This window comes from Amycolatopsis melonis (genome assembly GCF_040064235.1).
Lineage (GTDB): Bacteria > Actinomycetota > Actinomycetes > Mycobacteriales > Pseudonocardiaceae > Amycolatopsis > Amycolatopsis melonis.
The window spans coordinates 403,712-427,044 of the sequence record NZ_JBDZYD010000005.1 but is presented as its reverse complement, the minus strand read 5'-3'; the positions used below and the strand labels follow the sequence as shown (position 1 = coordinate 427,044).

The following is a 23,333-nucleotide window of genomic DNA, read 5'->3' as shown; positions in this document are numbered from 1 at the left end:
CGCCCATCCCTTCAGTGAACCTTATTCAGCCGTCGGCCGCCGCATGATTTCGCGGTGACCAGCAAGTATGCGTGCGGGGCGCGGCGGCCTAACTAGAATAAGGTTCACTAGGTTGGTGGCATGAGCGAGCATGCCGCACTCCTGGACGTCGCGCGCGAGGCCGTGGCGAAGGCGACCGAGATCGTCCGGTCGCGTCCCAGCTTTTCCGTTTCCGCCAAAGGTGATCGGGACCTGGTGACCGACGTCGACACGGCGGTCGAGGACGCGCTGCGGGAGTTCCTCGCCGCCGAGACGCCGGAGATCGGCATCCTCGGCGAGGAACGCGGCCGCAGCGGCGGCACCGGCGGGCGCTGGTGGGCGCTCGACCCGATCGACGGAACCGCGAACTTCGCGCGCGGAATTCCGCTCTGCGGGATTTCCCTGGCCCTGGTGGACGGCGAGCACAGCACGGTCGCCGTGATCGCGCTGCCGTACCTCGGCGTCACGTACACCGCCGCGCGCGGCGAAGGCGCCTACGCGAACGGAGAGCGCGTCGGCGCGTCGACGGCGACCGAGATGGCGGACGCGATGATCGCCGTCGGCGACTTCGCGATCGGCAGGCTCGCCGAGGAGAAGAACCACGCCCGGCTGACCCTGCTGTCGGACCTCGGCGCGCGGGCGCAGAAGATCCGGATGCTCGGCAGCGCGGCGATCGACCTCTCCTGGGTCGCGGACGGAAAGCTCGACGCCGCACTGATCCTGTCCAACAACCCGTGGGACACCATGGCGGGCGTGCTGCTCGTGCGCGAGGCAGGCGGCGTCGTCGTCGACCGCGACGGCAGCGAGCACACCGTCGGTTCCGAGGCGACGATCGCCGTCGGTGCCGGGCTGCGCAAGGAGATCGTGGACGCACTTGATCGTGCGTACGGGGTTGTTCGTTAAGATTCCGGGTACACGTGGGCGGAGCCACAGCGCGCAATTGCACTGTCCGCCCAAGGATTTCGGTTACGTTGGTACCGGTCGGCCGCCCAGCCTGGCATGCTGACCGGATCTCGTCGGCCACTTCGGAGAATGGTGGATGCTCGTGGAAAGTCGCCGGATCCGCGATCGGTACCGGCTGCTCGAGCCGATCGGCGGCGGCGCGATGGGCACGGTGTGGCGGGCCCAGGACGAAAAGCTCGACCGCACCGTGGCGATCAAGGAACTCCTGCTGCCGCACGACCACGACGAGCATCGCACCGAAGAGGCCAAGAACCGCGCGATGCGGGAAGCGCGCATCGCCGCCCGGCTCCAGCATTCCCACGCGATCACGGTGTTCGCCGTCCTCGAGGAGGAGGACCGGCCGTGGTTGATCATGGAATACCTGCCGTCGAAGAGTTTCGCCGTCGTGGTCCGCGAGGAGCCGACGTCGGTCGACGACGCCATCCGCGTCGGCGCGCAGATCAGCTCGGCGCTGGCCGACGCGCACCGCGCCGGCGTGGTGCACCGCGACGTGAAGCCGGCCAACATCCTCGTCGCCGAGGACGGCACGGCGAAGATCACCGACTTCGGCATCTCGCGCGCGATCGGTGACGTCAAGCTGACGGCCACCGGCGAGATCGCCGGCACGCCCGCCTACCTCGCGCCCGAGGTGGCCCGCGGCGAAGACGCGAGCTTCGCGGCCGACGTCTTCTCCCTCGGCGCCACGCTGTACGCCGCCATCGAAGGCCAGTCTCCGTACGGCACGGCCGACAACCCGATCGCGTTGCTCTACAAGGCGTCCAGCGGCGAGATCACGCCACCGGAGAAGACCGGCAGGCTGACGCCGCTGCTGCTGCGGATGCTCGCCGCCGACCCGGCCGACCGGCCGTCGATGGACGAGGTCGAGCTGGAGCTGCGGGCCCTGCTGCCCGACGCGGAGCCCGGGGCCTCGGTGCTCGCGCCGACGGTCCCCGACGCCGTGCCGCCCGCGGTGCCGACCGTGCCAGCCACGGTCGCGGTGCCCGCCGCGGGCGAGGTCACCGCGGTGTCGCCGGGCGCGCGCAAGGGCCTGATCGCGGTCGGGGCGGGCGCGGCGCTGCTGTGCATCGCGGTCGTCGTGGCGATCCTGCTGGTCGTGCGGCAGCCGCCGCCGCAGGACACCGCGGCCCCGCCTGCGTCGACGTCGCCGGCGTCGTCCACCTCGGCGTCCGCCGCTGCGCCGCCGTCGCCGACGCCGACCCAGACGCCGTCCGACACGTCACCGCCGCCGTCGCCACCGACCACGACGCCGCCGGTCTCGCCGGTGTCCTCGACGAAGACCGCGGCCGACGCCCTCGCCGCCTACTACGGGCTGCTCCCGGGCAACACGCAGGCGGCGTGGAACCTGCTCACGCCGCACTTCAAGGCGTCGCGCAACCAGACGTACGAGCGGTACGCGAGCTGGTGGGGGCAGTTCAAGTCGGTGAAGGCCACCGACGTCAAGGAGGTCGGGCCCAACCGGGTCAGCGCGCGCGTCCTCTACGACGGCGGCCAGGCCGAGACCGACACCTTCACGATGGTCCAGGTGAACGGCGTTTGGATGATTGACGCCCAGAGCTGAACCGGCACGGGCCCCGCTGCGTGTGACGTATGAGCCGTCCCGCCGTGGATCCCGCTGGAGGTTGAGCGATGAGGCCTGCTGACCCGATGGTGTTCATCCTTCCGGCCGCGGCGCCGGGCAGTGACACCTACGACAAGCGGATGTGCCGGAACCTGCCCGCCGTCGGGCAGCCGGTGCTGGAGCTGCCGATCGACGGCAGCTGGCCGGAGCCGGACGCGGCGTCGAGACGCAGGCTGGCGCGGTCGCTCGCCGCGCTGCCGGACCGGACGGTGGTGCTGCTCGACGGCCTGATCGCCTCGGGCGTGCCCGAGATCGTCGTCCCGCACACCCGGCGGCTGCGGCTGGCGGTGCTGGTGCACCAGGCGCTGGCCGACGAGCCCGGCCTCGACCCGGCGCACGCCGCGGAGCTGGACGCCTGCGAGCGCGAGACGCTGCGGATGGCCGGCATGGTCGTCGCGACCAGCGCGTGGCTGGCCCGGCTGCTGATCGACCGCCACGACCTGGACCCGGGCCGCGTCTACGTGGCCAGGCCGGGCACCGACGCGGCCCCGCTCGCGGCGGGCGCGGACGGGGTGTCCCGGCTGCTGTGCGTCGGCGACGTCACCCGCCGCAACGGCCACGACGTGCTGGTCCAGGCACTCGGCGAGGTCGACCACCTGGCGCTGTCGTGTGTGTTCGTCGGCTCGCTGGAGGCGGACCCGGCGTTCGCCGGCGAGCTGCGCTGGTCGATCGAGCGGCTCGGCCTCGGCAACCGGATCACGCTGGCGGGCGACGCGGTCGACCTCGGCGCGGCCTACAACGCGGCGGACCTGCTGGTGGTCCCGGCCCGCGCGGCGACGTCCGGCATGGTCGTCGCGCAGGCGCTGGCCCGCGGCATCCCGGTGCTGGCCACCGAGGTCGGCGGGATGTACGACGCGCTGGGCGTCGACGCCGACGGCGAGATGCCGGGCGTGCTGGTCACCCCGGACGACCCGTTCGCGCTGGCGGATGCGCTGCACCGCTGGTACGCGGACGCGGAGCTGCGCCGCGCCCTGCGCACGGCGGCACTGGGCCGCGGGAGCGCGCTGGAGGAGTGGGACGTCGCGGCCCGGCGGCTGACCCAGGTGCTGTCCCGGCTGGCGGCCGAACCCCGCATCGTCGTCTGACGGTCTTGCCGGAGTGCTGAGATTCCACGAACCTGGCCCGATGCCGCCTCAACGCCCGGCGCCCGGCCGCCACCTCGATTCCGAACGCGGGTACCTGGAAGTCGCGGGTCGCGAAGCCGACCGCCCGCTGCGCGACCAGTTCCTCGGCTTCCGCGACCTGGTCTCGGCCGACATGGACTGGGCCGACACCCGCAAGCGCCGCTTCCGCCGCCGCGCCTCGATCGTCCGCGTGGCCGCCCTCCTCCTCACCGCGGCATCGACGGTGGTCCTGGGCATCCAGGAGATCCCGGCCCGCGCGTCGATCGCGCTCCCGATGGTCGCGGTGGTGACGGTGCTGGGCGGGCTGGAGACGTTCTTCAACTGGCGGTCCCGCTGGGTCCTGATGGAGGAGACCCGCTACAGCCTGAACCGGCTACGCGACGAAATGGACTACTACATCGTGGCAACACCGACATCGGAGCTGAGCCGCGACCGGCTCCAAGGGTTCTTCGAGCAGCACCAGTCGACGTGGGCCGACGCCAGCAGGCAGTGGGTCGAGTTCCGGAAACGGGACCGGCCGCCGCAGCCGGAGATCCGCAGCTGACGTCACCCCTCTTCACCGAGGGCGATCTTGCCGGTGCGGCGGTACCGGGTCGCGGGGTTCCGCACCTTCTCTTCGGTGGCTTCCACAAGACCCTCGTTCCGGAGAATGCGAAGCCAGTGCGCCACGGTCTGGTCGGTGAGACCGGTGATCTTCGCCAGCTCGGTCCGTGAACGCTCGCCTGCTGCCAAGGCATTCAGGATTTCCCGGCGGCGGTCGGCCCGCCGGGGACCACGGTTCACGACGGTTCCGGAAGCGGGCATCAGGGCGGGGGCCAGCCGGTAGCGCGCCCAGCGCCGGTTCCCGATCTGGACCACGAGTTCACGGGCGATCAGGTCACGCAGCTCCTGGGTCGCGACCCGGGAGTCGACCCGCGTTTCGGTTCGGTACGTCTGGTTGTCGAGGTGGCCACCCTCGCGCAGGATCGCGAGCCCGATGCACTGACTCTCGGACAGGCCACGCTCGCCCAGCGAGTTGAGCCATTCGACCGTTTCGTCGCCGAGAAGCGTGTGGTTGGGAAAGGTGACACTGAACGTGCTCACGCGGTTCTTGAACTCCGGCAGGCTCATGCGTGCCGCGCGGAGGGCGTTGATCATCGTCCGGATTCCCGAACCACGGTTCTCGCAGACCGCGTGGGCGCTTCCCGGCAAGGGAACGTCTTCCAGAATCCGGAGCAGGCTGGCGTTCCTCGCCGAAGAAACTCCCTCCTCGCCGAGCCGTTCTTCGGTGACAGGGCCGAACAGCCCGCCCGGGTTCCGGACGGTGAGCCGGTCGGGATACATCTCGACCTGGACCTGCGTCCCGCGTGCCTCCGGCGAGAGGTCCCGGTGGACGAGCGCGTTCACGATGGCTTCGCGTAAGGCGGCTTCGGGGTACTGCCAGATGTCCACGCGGCCGGCCCCGCGCACGACCGACCGTCGCGTCATGTTCTTCCGGACGGTGAGAAGCGCGTCGCGGACGATCACCGGTATCGGGCCCTCGGCCACGACGTTGTCGACGAAGCGTTCGCCGGTCTCCGCATTCGCGCCTTCCGGAGTCGGATAATGGACGAAGGTCAGCATCACTTGCGGGAAATGCTCCTGGGGATAACGGCCGAGGGCGAGCAGACCACCCACGCTGGCGACGTCCGCGCCGGCGTCGTCGGTGACCAGGGCCTTGGCTCGCCGGAGAGCGGCGACGTCGTCGAGCTCGCCGAACGCATACGGGCGGCGCGTGCGGAGCCGGGCCAGGAACGCAGTCACCAGGCCGGGGTCGAAGTCGGTGAGGCCGGTGCCGGGAACGGGAGTTTCGTCGTCGCGCGGCTGTCCGCGGTTGGCCAGCAGAAGCTGCACTTCGTAGCTGGTGAGCCGGCGGTCTCCGTCGCCGACCCGGACGAACGTGCCTTGGGTCATCCCGGCGCCCCGGCTGAAGCAGGGCTTGCGGTCCGGTGGCAGCTCCGGGATCTCGGCGACCAGGATCTTCGTGCCTTCGAAGTCGTGGATACCGATGTGCGGCCGCAGCGGCGGCTCGATGTCGGCCGCGCACATGGCCGCCAGATCGGACGACATCTTGGCCGGGTCGGCCAGGCCGGACGCAGTGAAGCCCGCACCTTCGTCCAAGCCGAGGATCAGGGTGCCGCCGCGGGTGTTCGCGAAGGCCACAAGCGTTTCGCGAGCTGAGCGCGGCAGCCCGCCTGTTGCCTTCTTGACTTCGACGTCGGACACGTCGCTGCCCAGGAGGCGGAGGTTCTCGACGATCTCCTTGAGCTCTTCGTCCTGCACGTCTGCTCCGTCATGTCGGCGACATGCCAACTCACATGGTAATTAACATGTGAGTTGGCATGATGCTCAGCGTAGCAGTCGAATGCTCAGTGTAGTCAGGTCAGGGTGAGCGCGTAGATCTCCACCCGCGGATCGTCCGGCAGGCTCACCGACTGCACGGTCTTCCCGCCGTCCAGGTCACCCGAGATCCCGAACAGCCGCACGGGCGGCCCGTCGACCCCGCTCCCCGCCTTGATCCGGTGCGGCATCTCGAGCACCACGGGACTGCCCGACCCGGCCCAGTCCCCGAACGTCACGGCGATGTCCGTGCTCGTCCCGTCGGTGTAGTGCGCCACGAGAGTCGTCGACACCGGCCCGTTGTGGGACGCCCCGACGAGCCGCAACGCCGTGTGCCGACCTGCCGGGAGCAGCAGCGACTGCCCTCGGGCCTCGACGAAGTTGAGCGACGTCCCGAGCGGGTCCGGGGCCGCGTACGGGACGCCGTCCCAGGTCACCGGGCCCGCCGCGGGCAGCAGGGCGGCGTCGTAGCTCCAGCCGCCGCCGTCGAAGTTGCCTTCCGCAGAGGCCGCCACCGTGGCCGTGCCGTCGTGGTTGCGGTCGCGGGACAGGTCGACCGCGCACTGCGGGCCGGACGTCGTGCACGCCGACGGTGTGCGGACCTCGATCGTCGCCGTGCGGGTCACCGTGTTCGCGCCCAGGCCGGACACCGTGACCTGCACCGGGTACGTGCCGGGCGCCGGGGACGCCGTCAGCGTGATCGGTACCGTCCGCTGTACCGGCAGCCGTCCCGAGGCGATGAGCTGCAGCGGCTCGACCGAAGCGCGCCAACCGGACGGCGCGGTCACCGAGACCGTCACCGGCTGCACGCCCAGGTTCTGGGCCAGGACGTCCAGGTCGAGACGCACCTGCGACACCCCCGCCGGGACCACGACGGACGTCTGCCGCAGCGAAGCGTCGACGTGCCGCCGCGGGTCGCCGCCGGCGTTGTTCACCGAAGGCGGCGCCGCGGACGGCGCAGTTCCCCAGGAGGACGGCCGGGAGCCGAGCTTATGCGCCAGCGTCCCGCCGTGCGCCAGCGCGGACCAGCCGAGGGACGTCTGCCGGACGTCGTGGCCGTTGAGCGACACGCTCTGGATGTACCGGTTCGTGTCGCTCGCGCCCGGCGCCGTCACCGTGAGCGTGCCGCCCTGCGCCGAGCCGTACTGTCCGATCCGGACGGTCGCCGACTCGAACTGCGGGCTCGACAGCGCCAGGAAGTTCGCGCCGCTCATCGTCGGGTACAGCCCCAGCGAGGAGAAGACGTACCAGGCCGACATCGTGCCGAGGTCGTCGTTGCCGGTCATCCCGTCCGGGCCGGTGGTGAACAACGTCATCGCCGCGCGGACGACCGTCGCGGTCTTCGCGGGCGCGCCGACCCAGTTGTACATGTAGGGCGCGAGCAGATCGGGCTCGTTGTTGGGGTTGTAGGTCGCCTTGCCGTAGTAGTCGTACGGGCTGGCGATCCAGTCCTTCCGCGCGGTGCCCGCCGGGTCCTGCAGCAGGTTGCCGTAGGAGAAGAAGGAGTCCAGGCGCTGCTCGGTCGCCGCCCGGCCGCCCATCAGCGCGACCAGCCCGGCCGGGTCCTGCGGCACCAGCCACTGGTACTGGTACGCGCCACCTTCGTGGAACTGGTGGCCGGCGTCGACCGGGTTGTACGGCGTCACCCACGTGCCTTCGGTGGTGCGCGGGCGGAACTGGCCGATCGAGGAGTCCCAGAGGTTGCGGTACCACTGGCCGCGGCCCTCGAACAGCCGCGCGTCGGCCTGGTGGCCCAGACCACGGGCCATCAGCGCGAGCGCCGCGTCGGCCGCCGCGTACTCCATCGTCGCCGACGCCGGGTGCTCGCAGTCGTTGTCGCCGCCCTTGGCCGCGCAGTCCTTGCCGAGCGTCAGCCCGCTCGGGAGGTAGCCGCGGTCGTTGTAGTAGTTCACGCCGGAGCGGCCGTTGTACGGCGAATCGGCGGGCGGCGTGCTCGTCGCGTTCTTCTTCAGCAGCGCGTACGCCTCTTCTTCGTGCCCGGCGAGCAGGCCCTTCGACCACGCCTCGACGAGGAACGGCGTCACCGGATCGCCGGTCATGATGTTGGTTTCGCTCTCGGCCAGCGCCCAGCGCGGCAGCCACCCGCCGTCGCGCCCGATGGCCACGACCGACAGCGCGACGTCCCGCGCCACCTGCGGTTCCAGCATCTCCAGCAGCTGGTTCTGCGGCCGGTAGGTGTCCCACAGCGAGAAGTTCTGGTACGGCGTGTAGCCGCTCGCGGTGTGCACCTTGCCGTCGAAGCCGGTGTACGCGCCGTCGGTGTCGCCTGCCAGGTTCGGGTGCAGCTGCGCGTGGTAGAGCGCGGTGTAGAACGCCGTCTGCCGCTCGGTGCTGCCGCCGGTGATCTTGACGGCGCCGAGCCGGTCGGCCCACTGCCGGTGCAGTGCGGCGCGGGTGGCGTCGAAGTCGAAGCCGGAGGTTTCGGCGGCGAGGTTCTTCCGCGCGCCGTCGAGCCCGGTGTAGGACAGGCCGACCTTGAGGACGACGTCGTGGTCGGTGGTGGCGTCGAAGCTCGCCCACGCGCCGTTGCCGCCGGGGCCCGAGGCGTCGCGGCCGCCGGGCGTGCGTGCCGAGCCGCGCCAGGTGCCGAAGGAGCTGAACGGCCGGTCGAACGTGGCGGTGAAGTAGACGGTGTGCCGGTCGTGACCGGCGCAGAACCCGCCCGCTTCGACCCGGCCTTCGAGCGTCCGGTCGCCGACGACGTGGATCTCGGAGTCCTTGACGGACTGGTTGGCCTGGCCGGTGTTGAACAGGACGTTCGCGGCGCCGGTCGCGGGGAAGGTGTAGCGCTGCCACCCGGTGCGCGCGGTGGCGGTCAGCTCGGCGCCGATGCCGTACTTCTTCAGGCCGACGCGGTAGTAGCCGGGCTCGGCGTGCTCGTCGTCGTGGCTGTAGCCGGACCGGTAGGCATTCTTGTCAACGTTGTCCACGGCGCCGGTCGTGGGCATGACCGGCAGCTCGCCCATGACGCCGCAGCCGACGCCGGACAGGTGGGTCTGGCTGAAGCCGTAGATGGTGTTCTGGAGGTAGTCGTAGCCGCCCTGCCCGCCGGTGTCCGGGCTGACCTGCACCATCCCGAAAGGTGCGCTGGCACCGGGGAAGGTGTTGCCGAAGTTCTGCGTGCCGACGAAGGGGTTGACCAGCGAAACCGGGTCGGCGGCGCTGCCGGCGTGTGCGGTGGCTTGGGCCGTGGCAACGAGCACGAGCCCGGCGGCCACGGCGGCGGCCAGCCGTCTGCTTTGCGACCCCATGGGGCGCACCTCCCAGGTGACAACGTTGTCAGAAGCGACTGGGGAAAGCCTTCCACATCGCCGGCCGTTTGAGAAGGCGGCAACCAGGTCAAGCCGTTGTCAACGGCTCGGCGGCCGTGGCGAGCAGCGCGGCGACGCTCGGCTTGTGCTCGTCGCGCCGCCGCCAGGTCATGGTGACGTCGGTGGCCGCGCCGGCCAGGGGAACGGGGACCGCGCCCGCGTGCCCGACGATGGCGGGCACGATCCCGCAGCCCATCCCGGCGGCCACGCACCGCACGAGGGCGGCGATGCTGCCGACCTCGGCTTCGACGAAGGGCCCGTCGATGCGGTCCAGCATCTCCCGGAAGCCGCACCCCGGCGGTGTGGCGAGGAAGCCGACGCCGTGCAGATCGCCGGGCCGGATCTCGGTCCGGTCCGCGAGCGGGTGCCCGTCGGGGACGATGACGACGAGCGGTTCGGTGCCGAGCGTGGCACTGGCCAGCGCGGGATCGGCGGGCGCCGCGCCGAAGGTGAAGCAGACGTCCATTTCGGACTGACGCACGGCCTGGTAAAGCTCTCCGCGGCCGCCTTCCTTGAGCGTGAGCCGCACACGCGGCCACCGGGTCCGATAGGCGCCGAAGATCGGCGGAACCCAATGGGCGCACAGGGTTTCGAGCGCGCCGATGGTCAGCTCGCCCTCGGGTTCACCCCGTTCGTCGTCGACGGCGGCCTTGGCTTCTTCGACGAGTTCGAGCACCTGGTCGGCGTATCCGACAAGCCGTTCCCCGGCGGCAGTGAGCCGGAGCCGCCGTCCGCGTTCGAAGAGCTTCGACCCGAGTTCGGCTTCCAGTGCCTGGATCTGTTCGGTGACACTGGACTGCGCGTAGTGCAGCTCGGCGGCGGCGCGGGTGAAGTTGAGCGTCCGCGCGACGACGCGGAAGGTGCGCAGGTGACGCAGTTCCATTGGTGGCCCCCATCGGAGTTCCCGATACCGGCCATCGTAACTGCCTGCTTCCGCCGAAGTCACGCAGCGTCCAGGCTGGAGTGCGTGTCAAGACTTCTCACCGGCCTGTCCCTGGGCTACTTCCTGGTCATGCTGGACACGACGATCGTGACGGTGGCGCTCCCGGCACTGTCCCCGTCGCTGGCCGAGCAACAGTGGATCTCGAACGGCTACACGCTGACGTTCGCGGCCTTCCTCCTGACGGCGGGCGCATGGTCCGACCGCTTCGGCGCCCGCCGGGTGTTCTTCACGGGTCTGATCGCCTTCGCTGTCCTTTCCGGACTGTCTGCGTTGTCGTTTTCCGCGTCGTTGTTGATCGCCTTCCGTGCACTCCTCGGCATCGCGGGTGCACTCTTGGTGCCGTCGTCCCTGTCCCTCATCGCGGCGGCCTACCCATCGCCGCCGGCGCGGGCGAAGGCGATGGGGGTGTGGGCGGCGCTGAGCGGAACGGGCCTGGTGGCGGGCCCGCTCCTGGGCGGACTGCTGACGGAGGCATTCGGCTGGCGCGCGATCTTCGTGGTGAACGTCCCGGTGGCACTGTGCGCGCTGGCCCTGTCCCGCCAGGCGCCCCGAACCCCACCGAAGCCCGGTCGCATCGACGTCGTGGGTCAGGTGTCGGCGGTAGTCGCTTTATCGACATTGACGTATGCGCTGATCCAGGGCACCTGGAGCGCACTGGTGCTCACTGCCGTCGCGGGGGTGGTGTTCGTCCGGACCCAGAAGATGCTGCCCCGCAGGCTGTTCGCAACGCGCGCATTCCGCTGGGGCCTCGCGGCGGGCGCGATCGTCAACTTCGGCCTGTCCGGGGTGTTGTTCGTGCTGTCGCTGTATTTCCAGGAAACCCGCGGATACGCCCCTTCGGAGACGGGCCTGGCCTTCCTGCCCCTGACGATCCCGACGGCGTTCAACCCGATCTTCACAGGCCGCCTGGTGGCCCGCATCGGTCCGCGCATCCCGGCACTGACGGGTTTCACCCTGATGGCGGCGGGCACGCTGGTCCAGGCATTCTCGGCGTCGCCGGCGCTTTCGGTGGTGGCCCTGGCGTCGCTGGGTTTCGGAGTCTCGTTGGCAATCCCATCATTGCTGACGGCGGTGGTCGCCTCGGCCCCACCAGAGCTGACGGGAGTGGCAGGAGGAGCCCTGAACGCTTCCCGCCAGACAGGAGCGGCCCTCGGGGTAGCGGTTCTGGGCATCCTGACCACGACGTCGGCAACAACAGCCCTGCTGACGGCGGCCGTCGTCCTGCTCGCGGGAGCCGGGATGGTGACGTTCGCGCTGGCTCCCCGGAAAGCAGCGGCGAACCCGAGCCGGTGACGTGTCCACTTTTTAGCCGGTTTTTGGACTGTTTCCTGAATCTGGCCACTTTTTCGACCTGGTGTTGAGCTATTCGGCCTGCTTATCATCGACCGCGTGTCCGGCTACGACTACGACGTCTTCATCAGCTACTCCCGGCACGGGAGTGCGCCGAAATGGCTGAGGAATCATTTCTACCCGAAGGTGAAGGACTGTCTCACCGATCACATGACTTCGACGCCGAAGCTCTTCATGGACAAGGCGATGGAGCGTGCGGTCGATTGGCCGGCCATGCTGGAGACGGCGCTCCATCGCAGCAAGATCATGATCGCCGTGCTCACGCCGAGGTACTTCGAATCGGCTTGGTGCATGGCGGAACTGCGGAGCATGCGCGCCCGGGAGCGGCAGCTCGGCCTGGCCAGCCCTGAGTGCCCACAGGGCCTGATCTACCCGATCCTGTATTCGGACTCGGAGAACTTCCCGGAGGAGGAAGGGCTACGGCGTTCCTGGTGGGATTTCAAGAAGCTCTCCATGCCTGAACCGGTCTTCCAGGAAAGCCGCGACTGGCCGTTGTTCCACAACACGGTCCTCGAGCTCGCCCAGGACCTGGCGGAACTGATCCGGCAGGTACCGCCTTGGCAGCCGGACTGGCCGGTCGCGGAGCGGCCGGATCCGGTTCTGATGCCTTCGCCGCCGATCCCGAGGTTCGGCCGATGACCGGGATCGTGGCGACGTTCTACTCGTACAAAGGTGGCGTCGGGCGCAGCTTCACGTTGGCGAACGTGGCCGTGCTCCTCGCCAGGTGGGGGTACCGCGTGCTCACCGTCGACTGGGATCTGGAGGCGCCCGGTCTCCACAACTACTTCCGGCCGTTGCTGCCGAGAACGCCCCGAGGCGGGGTGATCGACCTCGCGGACGACTTCATCGCCGGCAGGGAGCGCCCGAGCGACTACGCAATTCCGCTGGATCTCGCGGAGAAGGGCGCAGTGGCGCTGCTGGCCGCAGGACGGCAGAACGCGGAGTACACCGGCCGGGTGCAGAAACTCGACTGGGAGGAGCTGTACCGCCGCGGGTTCGCCGAGTTCCTCGAACGGTGCCGCGCCCAATGGATCGAAGACTACGACTTCGTGCTGATCGACAGCCGAACAGGCATTTCCGACAGTGGCGGCATCTGTACCGCGCACCTGCCCGACTGGCTGGTCATGCTGTTCACGGCGAACCAGCAGAGCGTCGAGGGTGTGGTGGACATCGCGGAGCGAGCCGATCTCGCGCGCGACCGGCTGCCCTACGACCGGCCACCCCACCTGGTGCTCCCGGTTCTGTCCCGGCTGGACAACCGCGTGGAGTACCAGCTGGCCGAAGCCTGGCAGGAGCGGTGTGCCGAGGTCACGGCGTCGTTGTTCCGGAACTGGCTGGACAAGAGCGTCCCGCAGGAACTGATGCTGAGGCACAGCACGGTGCCGTACGTGTCCTATTGGAGCTTCGGCGAGCAGCTGCCGGTCATGGTCGAGCAATCGCCTTCCGCCGACCAGGTCTCGTTCGCTCTGGAAACGGTGGCCGCGGTGCTTGCCCACCAGTTCGACCGCACGGCTCTGCTGGCCGACAACCGGGATGCCTACGTCGCCGCAGCGCGTTCACGCCGGAAGTCGTACACCTTCGATCTGCTGGTGTCGAGTCCACGGCCGGTGCAGCGGACCGCGAACCAGCTCATTGAGGAACTACGTCTTCTCGGCTTGCGTGTCGACCGATCGCTGTCGGGCGACCCCGAGTTCCTCGAGCAGGACAGCGATCCCTCTGAACACCTGTGCCTCATCGTGGACGGCGAGGTGAGCCGCTGGCAGTCGACAGAGGCGGAGCGGTTCCTGCGGCATGCCCTCGACACCGGTGGTCGTCAGCTGTTCTGCGTGCTCACCGCCCGGACCGATCGGAACCAGCTGCCCACTTTCCTGCAGAACCTGAGGCTGTTCCAGCTGGACTCGGGTCTGCGGCCCCGGCAGGTGGCGCGAAAGCTCCACGACATCATCGCGGACGGCCCGCCGAGCCACGCCGACGCCGACCACGCCGCGCTGCAGAACGCTGTGACCGCGCTGCGCAACGTACCGGAAGAGCTGGCCCACCGTGGTCGCTGGGCCATCGTCGAGCAGACCGTCCGTGACATGACCACGGCACTGGACGAGGGCGATGTGGCCTCCCTCAAGGACTTGACGGTCGACCTGGAGCTGTTGAACGAAGTCCGTGCGAACGGAAGCCGTTTCGCGGCACCGGACGGGCTGCGTGCGGACATCATCGCGCTGATCGCCCGGCTCGACCGCCGGATCGACGTGTTCACCAAGTGAGGAGCGGGAATGGCGGAACGGTACGGAACCCACGAGCAGGCGACGCTGCTCCTGCTGCTGGTTGAGGGGAGGGACATCCCCAACGCGGAGATGAAGAACGACTACGGCATAGAGCTGACCCCGGCAGGCCGGGCCAAGCTGAACAAAGCCGGTCTGCTGGTGACCCGTAAGGAAGGCAGGCGGCTGGTGCACTCGATCACGCCGGACGGGGAGCGCTGGTGTGAGGAGGCGCTGTCGGTCATCGAGACTCCGCCGCGGGCGAACGCACTGGCGCGGGTGGGGTTCGAGTGGCTGCGGTCGATCGTCCGTTATCTGCGAGCGCAGAACATCCGCCTCCGCCAGATCCTGGACACAGAAGAGCATCCCGGACTCGAGACACTCATCCGGAACGCATACACCGAGCTGTCCGACGAGCCCCAGGACTGGGTACGGCTGGCAATGCTGCGGCCCAAGCTGAACGGCGCGGACAAGGATGAAGTCGACGAGGTGCTGCTCGCCATGAGCAGGACGGGACTGGTGCACCTCGCGCAGTCCGCAAACCTCAAGGCGCTCACCCCTGCCGACCACGCGGCCGCCATCCGGATCGGCAGCGAGGACAAGCATCTCGTGGCGATCGAGGAATCATGACCGAGGAGCTGCGCCAAGCGCTCGCCGCAGTGCACTTCAATTCCGCAGAGACGCCGGACGACGTCTGGGCCGTCTCGCCGTCCCACGTGGACGGCCTGCACACAAGAGCTGAGCAGCGCATCCACGCGAGCATGAACGAGGCAAAGGAGAGCAGGGGACCGAGTCCGATCGGACTCACCCTGCAGGGCCAGAAAGGGGTCGGCAAGACACACCTGCTCGGCAGGGTCAGGCAGGCCGCGCAACGCGACGGCGGCTATTTCTTCCTGATCGACCTCACCACCGGCGCTGCGTTCTGGGAAGACGTCGTCCGTGCCATGCGCAGCGAGCTGTGGCGGCCGGATGACAACGGAGAACTTCAGCTGACCAAGCTGCTGAAGCGGTTGTGCGACGCAGCGAACGTTCCGGAAGCGGTTGCTGCGGCGGTTCTCGGTCGAAGGTCGCTCACCGTTGATGATGTCCACGGCTTCGTCGCGGCGCTCCGCCGGTTGGACGCTCAGGTCGCAGTCGAGTGCGCGGATACCATCCGTGCCCTCGTGCTCTACGCCGCCGTCGACAGTAAGCAGATGAAGATCGGCACCGACTATCTGACCGGATTGCCGGAAGCGTCCGAAGGCGAGCGACAGGCGTGGAGCATCCATCCGCAGCCGAAGCAGCACCGTGCGCTGGTCACGGATATCGCGCGAGTGCTGGCGCTCACCGGCCACAGCGTGGTGGCGATCGACCAGCTGGATTCCTTGGTCAACAAGGCACACACCGCGGTCGGTGAGCAGGTGGACGCCGAACTGGCCGGGGAACTCACTCTCATCGCCGATGGACTGATGCAGCTGCGGGAAACGACCAGGCGTGCGTTGTCCATCGTCGCTTGCCTGCCGGACACCTGGAAGCTGCTGAATTCGGTCGTGACTGCCACGGTTTCCGACCGCTTCACCAAGACGCCACTACTCGGGGCCATCTCCGATCCGGAACTTGGTCGTGCGCTGGTGGCGAAGTGGCTTGGGACGATCTACGCCAGGGTGGGCTTCGTGCCACCGCACCCCACCTGGCCGGTTGCGCCGAGCGCCTTCGGCGAGGCATGGCGCACCTACACACCGAGGCAGCTGCTGCGGCGGGTGCAAGAGCACGCCGAGGCTTGCCTCAACGGGGAGATCCGCGAGCTCGGCTCGTTCGAAGAAAAGCCTGCCGAACCGGTCGAGGTTCCACAGCCGGCCTACGGAGAGCCGGACTACTTCGCAGAGTTCGACCGGCAGTTCGAAGATCTCTGGAAGAGCGCCGACGTGAGCGCTGCGCTGAACCAGCACACCGAGAACGACGTGATGCCGGAACTGCTGCACGCAGGCCTGAGGTCATGGATCACCGAGGTCGGCAACGACGACAAGTCGTGGGAGACCGAACCTCCGCAGGACGGCGGAGGCCAGCTCCACGCCGGCCTGCGCCGGATTCTGGACGAAGAACGGGACATTGCCGAACGGTGGGCGTTCCGCGCGATCGCTCCGCGGCACGGAAACGGCATCCTCCGCCGGATTCGGGACGCCAAGGAAGCCGCCGGGATCCGCGAAGGCGTGCGCAACCGCCACCTGGTACTGATCCACCACGGCACAAGAGGATGGACCGGTGGGAAGACCCAGGTCCTGGTCGGCGAGCTGGCGCGGTCGGGCAGCCCGCGAGTCGAGATCAAGGAGGACGACGTCAGGACCTACTGGGCGCTCAGCCGGATGCTCACCCAGCAGAGCTACGAGCTCCTCAACTGGCTGGTAGCCCGCAAACCCGCCAGCAAAACCGGCCTCCTCCGCCAGATTCTCCCCGATCCCGCCCGTCCCAGCGGTGGCAACCAGCGGGAAACCCGGCCCCCGCCGCCGAAGGCGCAACCGCCGGCTGAAGGGAAGCCCGGTGGGTTCACCCTCGGCATGGACGGCGAGATCCGCATCGAACTCGAGTCTCTCCGCAAGCATGCCGTCATCTTTGCCGGCTCCGGTACCGGGAAAACCGTTCTTCTGCGCCGGATCGTCGAAGAATGTGCGCTGCGCGGTGTTTCCGCCATTGTGCTGGATCCCAACAACGACCTCGCCCGGTTCGGTGATGCCTGGCCGGAACCGCCGGAGGCCTGGCGGTCCGGGGACGCCGAATGCGCTGCCGAATACCTTGCCGGTACCGAGGTTGTCGTCTGGACTCCCGGGCGGGCTGCCGGGCGGCCGCTCAGCTTTCACCCGCTGCCCGACTTCGCCGGCGTGCGTGATGACGAAGACGAGTTCGCCGCGGCTGTCGAGGCGGCCGTCGCGCGGCTCATTCCGCATGCCCGGGTGAGTGGTGGTGCGAAAGCCGCCGTTCGGGGGCAGGCCGTTCTGCGGGAGGCGATGACCCATTACGCGCGGGAGGAATCCCGTAGCCTCTCGGGGTTCGTCGACATGCTCGCCGAGCTGCCGATGGGGGTCAGCAAGCTCGCCACCGGCACCAAGACCGCCGCCGACCTGGCCGAAACGCTCCGGGCCGCGATGGTCAACGATCCGCTGCTCGGGGGTTCCGGCGAGCCCGCCGATCCGGCCGTACTGCTGACGCCCTCGCCCGGGAAGCGGGCGCGGATCTCGGTGATCAGCTTCGTCGGGCTGCCGTCCGACGAGCAGCGGCAGGGATTCGTCAGCCAGCTGCAGCTGGAGGTGTTCGCCTGGATCAAGCGCAACCCCGCGGCCGACCGGCCGCTGGGCGGCCTGTTCGTCATGGACGAAGCCCAGACGATCGCGCCGTCCGGAGGCTGGACGGCCAGCACCCAGAGCACGATCATGCTCGCCTCGCAGGCTCGCAAGTACGGGCTCGGCCTGCTGCTCGCGACGCAGGCACCCAAGGGACTGCACAACCAGATCACCGGCAACGCGACGACGCAGTTCTTCGGCAGGCTCAACAGCCCCGCGCAGATCGCCGCGGCGAACGAGATGGCCAGGGCGAAGGGCAGCACCGTCGGGGACATCTCACGGCTGGAACGTGGGCAGTTCTACGTGACCGGGGAGACGTTCGGGTTCCGGGCCATGCGGGCACCGCTGTGCCTGAGTCACCACCCGCCCAGTCCGTTGCGGCTGGAGGAGGTGCTCGAGCGGGCCCGCAACGGCCGCTGACGCGAAGGCCGCGTTCCGAGGGGGAACGCGGCCTTCGCGTGCGGTGATCAGGTCGCCGACAGCACGGTTTCGATCCGCTGCCACAGCGCGGTGAACAGCTCCTCGCGGGTCAACGTGCGCGGCTCGGTGTCGCCGCGGCCGAACACCGAGCGGTCGTGCAGCTCCAGCTTCGCCATGCCGGTCGCGGAGTCGTAGACCGGTCGTGCCCAGCCGTTGGTGCAGGCGCTGCCCGCGTCGTGCAGGCCGACCACGAAGTTCACCGTCTCGTCGCCGCCGATCCCGCCGCGCTGGATGTCCAGCGCGTACACCGTGTCGCCCGCGCGCTCAACCCGCAGGGAGATCCCGGACCACCGCGGTACGCCGTGCCGGTGAACCCGAGCCGTCGCAGGCCCGGCACGGCCGCGGCGAACTGTTCGCCCAGGTAGCGCAGGGTCGCGTCCTGCTCGGCGTACCGGCTGAACGCGGACGGCACCACGGCGGGCGGCTCGGTCTCCCGCGCCCGCGTCACCACTTCCGCGACCGGTGCGCGCTCCCAGCCGGCGGCCTCGGCCCGCTCCACCCGCGTGGCCAGCGCCTCGGCGAGCTGCGGTTCGCCCCGGCGCAGGTACGTCACGTGCGGATGCAGCAGCTCCGGCGGCACCACGACGTCGTCGGCGAGCACCGGCAGCACGTGCCGGTCGCCGTCCAGCACCGCCCGCAGCATCGCGGTGGCGAACTCGTCCACCGCGGAGACGAACGGGACGAAGAACCGGACCCGTGCGTCCGGAAGGTCGCCGCCGCTCTTGCGAGCCCACCAGTCGTGGGTCTGCTCGCTTCCGGCCAGCACGGTCAGCCCGCGCTGCCGGCACGCCTCCAGCACCTCCTCGACGCCGGAGCGCTCGCCTTCGGCGTACGACACCGCGATGTCGTGGCTCGGCACTTCCTCCACAACCCCACCTCTTTCGTCCGGGCCGGCCGTCGGCCGGTCTGCCGGCACAGCATCGGGGTGCCGTGTGGACCGGAAGTGGACAGCACGTGGATGCCGCCGGACACCGTTGCCTGCCGAACCGGGAAACGGTCAACTCCTTGTCGGGAAATGGGACATCGCGAATCCTGATTGCAGGGCGCGGAAATTCGTCGAGGCGCCCGAATCAACCCCTTTACCGAGGAGGATTCGTCATGTCCTTGCCCAAGAAGCTGGCCAAAATCGGTGGCCCGGTGCTCGCGCTGTGCCTCGTCGCGGCGGCCCCGGTGATCGGCGCGACCTCGGCGTCCGCGGACGACGGCACGCAGGCCGTGACCGTCACGCCGACCCCGCCGCCCGCGACCACCGAGGGCAACCCCTGGCACGGGTGACGCACGCCCGGACGGCCGCGACCGGTGTGTCGCGGCCGTCCGGGCAATTGCGCCCTGCCGCCGGAAATGGTGTACTCGGCTACAGTGGGAACGGAGGTCGGCATGCCCGAATCTTTTGGCGCGCTGTTGCGGGAATGCCGGGCAGCCGCCGGAATCTCGATGGGCGAGCTGGCCAGGCGGGTCAACTACAGCAAGAGCTACATCAGCAAGATCGAGAACGACCTCAAGCCGCCGAACGCGACACTGGCCCGGATCTGCGACAGCGTGCTGGACGCCGGTGGCGCACTGATCGAAGCAGCACACGAGGCGCGGGCGCGGCACCGCGCGGCAAGCGGCGCGCTGGACCGGCGTCAGATGCTGGCCGGTGCCGGGGCGGTGCTCGGCATCGCACTGGCCGGCGGGCCGCGTCCGCTCCTGGACGACCGGGTGGTGGCCGGGCTGCGCGCCTCCTTCGAGCAGCTGCGCACGCTCGGGATGCAGACCAGTCCCGCCGTCGTCCTCGAGTCCCTCGTCACCCAGACTCACACGGTGCACGCTCTGGCCAGGGGAAACCCGGAGCCGATCCGGTCGCGGCTCCTGCTGCTCGCCGCGCGGATGGCCGAGTACACCGGCTGGCTGAGCCAGGAAGCGGGGCACGAGCAACAGGCGCTCTCGTGGACCCGGCACGCCTCCGAGCTGGGGCGTGCCGGCGGTGACCGGGAAATCGCGAGTTACGCGTTCGTCCGGGAAGCCGGACTCGCCCTCTACCGGCAGGACCCCATCGCCACGATCGATCTGGCCCGGCAGGCGCAGAAGCTCGGGCGCGCCGGTTCGCGGACCTTCGGCCTGGCCGCCAGGCGGGAGGCGCAGGGGCACGCGCTGGCCGGCGACCGAGACGCCTTCGAACGGGCGATGGACCGCGCCGCCGGGTCGATGACGTCCACAGTGGACACTTCCGCCTATCCGGTGCTGGGCTCGACCGCGCCCGATCCGCTGGCCCTCGCCCGCGGCTGGTCACTCGCCGACCTGGGCCACGTCGGTGAGGCGGCGGCGCTCCTGGAGGACGAGCTCGTCCGGATCCCGGCCACCAACCGCCGCACCCGGGCACGCTTCGGCGTCCGCCGGTCCCTGGCGCACGCGCTGGACGGGGAGATCGACGAGAGCTGCCGGACACTGGCCGAGACGCTCGACGACGTGGCGAGGGTCGACTCCGCGACCGTGCGTACCGATCTGCGGGAACTGGCCCGGTGCCTCAGCCGGTGGCGCAGCCACCACACCGTCCGGGAGATCTACCCCCAGCTGAACCGCGTGCTCCACAGGCACTGACCCTCACCGCGAACAGGCACATTCCAGCGCCGCACGTTCTTCCCGTATCTCGCCGGCCTCCGGCAGGGCGAGGTCGGCGAACTCCGCTTCGGCCGCGGTCCAGTGGTTCACGGCGCCTTCGTGCTCGCCCATGGCGTGCAGCGTCGCCGCGACGCCGCGGTGGGCGCGGGCCCGGTAGGTGCGGTTTCCGTGGCCGTCGGCCAGGTCGAGGGCCGACTTGCAGGCGGAAAGCGCTTCCTGGCGGGCGCCGCGGGCCAGCGCGGTTGCGCCGCGGTCGAGGTACAGCTGGGTGAGCAGGTCCGCGTCCGGCACGTTCGCCGCCACCTCCTTGGCCTTGTCGTGGTAGCGCACGGCTTCGGCGTACCGGCCGCGCTTGCGGTGCACGTTGCCGAGGTAGTTCAGTGCATAGGCCTCGACGCATTGGTCGCCGACCTCGGCGGCGTACGCGTGCGCGTCGGTGTAGCTGGACTGGGCTTCGGTCAGCAGACCCAGTTTCTCCTGCACGGAACCCAGGTTGTTCAGTGTGTGCGCCAGCCCCTGCAGGTGCCCGATCTCGCGCAGGATCCGCGCCGCCGCCGCATGCTGCTCCAGCGCGACGTCGAGGTTGCCGTGCAGCTCGTTGAGGTAGCCCAGCATGCTCAGCGCGTGCGCCTCGCCGCGGCGGTCCTCGGTCTGCTCGTACTTCTCCAGCGCCGCGGCGAGGTGGGCCATCGCCTGGTCGTGCCGCCCCAGCTCTATGGTCGGGATGGCCAGCGCGCACAACGTCGCCGCTTCGCCGCGTGGATCGCCGAGGCGGCGCCACTTCGGCAGCGCCTGCGCGGCCCGTTCGAGGGCTTCGGCGAGCTGGCCGCTCCGGTCGTGCGCGGTCGCCAGCCGCAGCAGCACGTGGGCCTGGCCGTAGTCGTTGCCCTCGTCGGCGGAGACGATCTCCCAGGCCAGCTCCAGCGTCGCGATCCAGTCCTCGAACTGGTTCGTCGTGTGGAAATAACGCCACAGCAGCACGGCCAGCCGCCACGTGTGCTCGGGCAGGTCGTGGGACGCGGCGTAGTGGATCGCCGCGACGAGGTTGTCGCGCTCGGCGACGATCCAGCGCAGCCCGGCCTCGGCGTCGGCGAAAACCGGTGTCGTCGCGCAGGACCGGTCCGGCGCGGGCAGCTGGGCGCGGTCGAACGGGTAGGCGGCGGCGACTGCGGCGGCCAGCGTGACGAGGTAGAAGTCCAGCAGCCGCACCAGCGCCTGCTCCGGCGGTGACCCGTCGGCGGCGAACTCCTTGAGCGGGTCCAGCATGTGGTAGCGCTCGGGGGCGGCCTCCTCCAGCAGGCTGACCTCGTGCAGGTCGTTGAGCAGCAGCCGCGCCTCGGCCGGGCTGCACCCGGCCAGCGCGGCGCCGCCCGCGATGTCGACGTCCGGTCCGGGCAGGCTGCCCAGCAGCCGGAACAGCGCGCGCTGCGGTGCGCCGAGCTGTTGGAAGGAGACGCGGACCGCGGCGATGCCGTCGTCGGCGCCCCACGGCCCGCCTTCTTCGAGCAGCCGCAGCAGGTGCGCCAGCGGCCACCGGTCGTGCCGCCGGAACAGCGCCGCCGCGACGCGGATGGGCATCGGCAGGAACCCGCAGCGCTTGACGACCGCGGCGACGTCGGCCGCCCGGCCGCGCACCCGCGGCGGATCGGTCAGGGCCTGGAACAGCTCGGTTGCTTCCTCCGGTGCCAGCGGAGACAGCCGGACGGACACCCCGGTGTCCGGATCACCCATCCGACGGCTGGTGACGATCGCCAGGCAGCCGTCGGCGTCGGGCAGCAGCGGCCGGATCTGCTCCGGCGTCGCGGCGTTGTCCAGCACGACCAGCGTGCGCGTGCCCCACAGCGCGTCCTGGTAGAGCCGCACCTTCCGGCCGACGGTGGCCGGGATCTGCTCGGGCGGTGTCCCGAGTTCGACGAGCAGCTCGGCCAGCGCGTCCCCGACCGCCGTCTCGGGCACGCCGGGGGTAAACCCGTTGAGCCGCACCAGCAACTGGCCGTCGGGGAACCGGTCACGCAGCCGGTGCGCCGCCTCCACGGCCAGCCCGGTCTTGCCGACACCGGGCGCGCCACTGACCCAGACGGCGCGCCGCCCGGCCAGCGCGGCCGCCTCGACCGCGGCGAGTTCCGCCGCGCGGCCGGTGAACCCGCCGGGCCGCGACGGCAGCGAGCTGGGCGGATCACCGCGTTCGGCGCGCGCGGCGAGTTTCCGCAGCACCGGCCCAGGTTCCATGCGCAGCCCGGCGAGCGCTTCCCGGGTGCCTGCGAACACCCGCAGCGCGCCGACCTGGTCGCCGCCGGCGAGCAGCGCGCGCATCAGCAGCGCGGCGTGCCGCTGGCTGGCCGGATCCGCCTTGACCAGCGGGCGCAGCCGGTCGCGCGCCGAGCGGTGGTCACCCGCCTCCAGTTCGAGTTCGGCCAGGTCACCGACGGTGTCCGGGTAGCTCTCGTCGGGCGAGATCACCTCGGCGCCGCCGACGCGGTCGATGTCGATGTCCTCGAGGAACTTCCCCCGCCACAATCCGACGGCTTCGCGCAGCAGTGTGATGGCCCGGCGCGGGTCGTCGGCGCGCACTTCCGCGGCTTGGGCGCGGAGGCGGTCGAAGCGGACGGTGTCGAGCTGGTCGTCGCCGAGCCGCAGCAGGTACCCGGTCGGCGTCGTCTCGATGCTGACGTCGCCGGCCTGCTGGACGACGTCGCGCAGGCGCTTGATGTAACTGCGGACCAGCGTGGGCTTGGCTTCGCCGGGAGGCCAGACGATCTCGGCGAGCCGGGCGGGCGCCACCGGCTTGTTCGCGTGCAGGAGCAGCACGACCAGGACGAACCGCTGCTGCTGGTCACCCAGCGGCACCGGGACGCCGTCGTGCCACGCCTCCAGCGGGCCGAGCATCCGAAACTCCACGCTTCCTCCCCGGCCTCAGCTTGCTGTCCGTGTTGGACATCGTGCAATCGGCCGTAAGGGTTTCGAAAATCCGCATTTC

17 protein-coding genes are annotated in these 23,333 nt (G+C 70.0%); 11 read left to right on the top strand and 6 right to left on the bottom strand.

The features are described 5' to 3' along the window. Positions 1–120: 120 nt before the first annotated feature. From ABJI51_RS15960 to ABJI51_RS15945, 4 genes are all read left to right on the top strand, one after another. Positions 121–921 carry an inositol monophosphatase family protein gene (locus ABJI51_RS15960; RefSeq protein WP_348951531.1) on the top strand — a complete coding sequence of 267 codons (801 nt, stop codon included), beginning with the start codon at positions 121–123 and terminating at the stop codon, positions 919–921. Between the two features lie 136 nt (positions 922–1,057). Beyond that, a complete protein-coding gene (locus tag ABJI51_RS15955; RefSeq protein WP_348951530.1) occupies positions 1,058–2,539 on the top strand; it encodes a serine/threonine-protein kinase in 1,482 nt (493 codons plus the stop codon). Between the two features lie 86 nt (positions 2,540–2,625). Then, on the top strand, positions 2,626–3,684 hold the full coding sequence (locus ABJI51_RS15950; RefSeq protein ID WP_348951888.1) for a glycosyltransferase: 1,059 nt from the start codon (positions 2,626–2,628) through the stop codon (positions 3,682–3,684). A 40-nt stretch (positions 3,685–3,724) separates the two neighbouring features. Beyond that, positions 3,725–4,267: a DUF4231 domain-containing protein gene (locus ABJI51_RS15945; protein WP_348951528.1), complete on the top strand. Its 543-nt coding sequence runs from the start codon at positions 3,725–3,727 to the stop codon at positions 4,265–4,267. Between the two features lie 2 nt (positions 4,268–4,269). On the opposite strand, the gene ABJI51_RS15940 is transcribed toward ABJI51_RS15945, so the two are convergent. The 3 genes from ABJI51_RS15940 to ABJI51_RS15930 form a co-directional block, all read right to left on the bottom strand. Then, entirely contained in the window at positions 4,270–6,024 is a 1,755-nt protein-coding gene (locus tag ABJI51_RS15940) for an ATP-binding protein (protein WP_348951527.1), read from the bottom strand. Between the two features lie 95 nt (positions 6,025–6,119). Continuing rightward, positions 6,120–9,353 carry a GH92 family glycosyl hydrolase gene (locus tag ABJI51_RS15935; RefSeq protein WP_348951525.1) on the bottom strand — a complete coding sequence of 1,078 codons (3,234 nt, stop codon included), beginning with the start codon at positions 9,351–9,353 and terminating at the stop codon, positions 6,120–6,122. 88 nt (positions 9,354–9,441) lie between these two features. Continuing rightward, complete coding sequence (locus ABJI51_RS15930) at positions 9,442–10,296, bottom strand: LysR family transcriptional regulator (protein ID WP_348951523.1); 855 nt, start codon at positions 10,294–10,296, stop codon at positions 9,442–9,444. A gap of 84 nt (positions 10,297–10,380) precedes the next feature. On the opposite strand from ABJI51_RS15930, the gene ABJI51_RS15925 reads away from it, so the two are divergent. From ABJI51_RS15925 to ABJI51_RS15905, 5 genes are all read left to right on the top strand, one after another. Continuing rightward, positions 10,381–11,649, top strand: coding sequence for an MFS transporter (locus tag ABJI51_RS15925; protein ID WP_348951887.1), 1,269 nt, complete (start codon positions 10,381–10,383; stop codon positions 11,647–11,649). A 96-nt stretch (positions 11,650–11,745) separates the two neighbouring features. Next, the gene (locus ABJI51_RS15920; RefSeq protein WP_348951521.1) at positions 11,746–12,345 is read left to right on the top strand and encodes a TIR domain-containing protein; all 600 of its coding nucleotides are present in this window, start codon (positions 11,746–11,748) and stop codon (positions 12,343–12,345) included. Next, the gene (locus tag ABJI51_RS15915) at positions 12,342–13,964 is read left to right on the top strand and encodes a CATRA system-associated protein (RefSeq protein WP_348951519.1); all 1,623 of its coding nucleotides are present in this window, start codon (positions 12,342–12,344) and stop codon (positions 13,962–13,964) included. The genes ABJI51_RS15920 and ABJI51_RS15915 overlap by 4 nt, the downstream gene beginning before the upstream one ends. Positions 13,965–13,973: 9 nt before the next feature. Continuing rightward, the gene (locus tag ABJI51_RS15910) at positions 13,974–14,591 is read left to right on the top strand and encodes a hypothetical protein (protein ID WP_348951518.1); all 618 of its coding nucleotides are present in this window, start codon (positions 13,974–13,976) and stop codon (positions 14,589–14,591) included. Then, positions 14,588–17,695, top strand: a complete 3,108-nt coding sequence (locus ABJI51_RS15905) for an ATP-binding protein (RefSeq protein WP_348951516.1) — start codon at positions 14,588–14,590, stop codon at positions 17,693–17,695. The genes ABJI51_RS15910 and ABJI51_RS15905 overlap by 4 nt, the downstream gene beginning before the upstream one ends. A gap of 47 nt (positions 17,696–17,742) precedes the next feature. Here ABJI51_RS15905 and ABJI51_RS15900 read toward each other — a convergent pair whose 3' ends face one another. Beyond that, positions 17,743–18,003 (bottom strand): hypothetical protein, encoded by a 261-nt coding sequence (locus ABJI51_RS15900; RefSeq protein ID WP_348951515.1) that lies wholly within the window; start codon positions 18,001–18,003, stop codon positions 17,743–17,745. Further along, positions 17,952–18,623: a hypothetical protein gene (locus ABJI51_RS15895; RefSeq protein WP_348951513.1), complete on the bottom strand. Its 672-nt coding sequence runs from the start codon at positions 18,621–18,623 to the stop codon at positions 17,952–17,954. Before ABJI51_RS15895 ends, ABJI51_RS15900 begins: the two co-directional genes overlap by 52 nt. Positions 18,624–18,853: 230 nt before the next feature. Here ABJI51_RS15895 and ABJI51_RS15890 point away from each other — a divergent pair, with 230 nt between their 5' ends. Then, entirely contained in the window at positions 18,854–19,030 is a 177-nt protein-coding gene (locus ABJI51_RS15890) for a hypothetical protein (RefSeq protein ID WP_348951511.1), read from the top strand. Between the two features lie 102 nt (positions 19,031–19,132). Next, positions 19,133–20,335, top strand: a complete 1,203-nt coding sequence (locus ABJI51_RS15885) for a helix-turn-helix domain-containing protein (RefSeq protein ID WP_348951509.1) — start codon at positions 19,133–19,135, stop codon at positions 20,333–20,335. Positions 20,336–20,338: 3 nt separating this feature from the next. Here ABJI51_RS15885 and ABJI51_RS15880 read toward each other — a convergent pair whose 3' ends face one another. Beyond that, positions 20,339–23,254 (bottom strand): AfsR/SARP family transcriptional regulator, encoded by a 2,916-nt coding sequence (locus ABJI51_RS15880; RefSeq protein WP_348951507.1) that lies wholly within the window; start codon positions 23,252–23,254, stop codon positions 20,339–20,341. Between the last annotated feature and the right edge of the window lie 79 nt (positions 23,255–23,333).

Excerpts from the sequence above, each read along its gene's own strand:
- ABJI51_RS15960 (WP_348951531.1), top strand. The coding sequence starts at position 121 with ATGAGCGAGCATGCCGCACTCCTGGACGTCGCGCGCGAGGCCGTGGCG.
- ABJI51_RS15955 (WP_348951530.1), top strand. The coding sequence starts at position 1,058 with ATGCTCGTGGAAAGTCGCCGGATCCGCGATCGGTACCGGCTGCTCGAG.
- ABJI51_RS15950 (WP_348951888.1), top strand. The coding sequence starts at position 2,626 with ATGGTGTTCATCCTTCCGGCCGCGGCGCCGGGCAGTGACACCTACGAC.
- ABJI51_RS15945 (WP_348951528.1), top strand. The coding sequence starts at position 3,725 with ATGCCGCCTCAACGCCCGGCGCCCGGCCGCCACCTCGATTCCGAACGC.
- ABJI51_RS15935 (WP_348951525.1), bottom strand. The coding sequence starts at position 9,353 with ATGGGGTCGCAAAGCAGACGGCTGGCCGCCGCCGTGGCCGCCGGGCTC.
- ABJI51_RS15930 (WP_348951523.1), bottom strand. The coding sequence starts at position 10,296 with ATGGAACTGCGTCACCTGCGCACCTTCCGCGTCGTCGCGCGGACGCTC.
- ABJI51_RS15915 (WP_348951519.1), top strand. The coding sequence starts at position 12,342 with ATGACCGGGATCGTGGCGACGTTCTACTCGTACAAAGGTGGCGTCGGG.
- ABJI51_RS15910 (WP_348951518.1), top strand. The coding sequence starts at position 13,974 with ATGGCGGAACGGTACGGAACCCACGAGCAGGCGACGCTGCTCCTGCTG.
- ABJI51_RS15905 (WP_348951516.1), top strand. The coding sequence starts at position 14,588 with ATGACCGAGGAGCTGCGCCAAGCGCTCGCCGCAGTGCACTTCAATTCC.
- ABJI51_RS15890 (WP_348951511.1), top strand. The coding sequence starts at position 18,854 with ATGTCCTTGCCCAAGAAGCTGGCCAAAATCGGTGGCCCGGTGCTCGCG.
- ABJI51_RS15885 (WP_348951509.1), top strand. The coding sequence starts at position 19,133 with ATGCCCGAATCTTTTGGCGCGCTGTTGCGGGAATGCCGGGCAGCCGCC.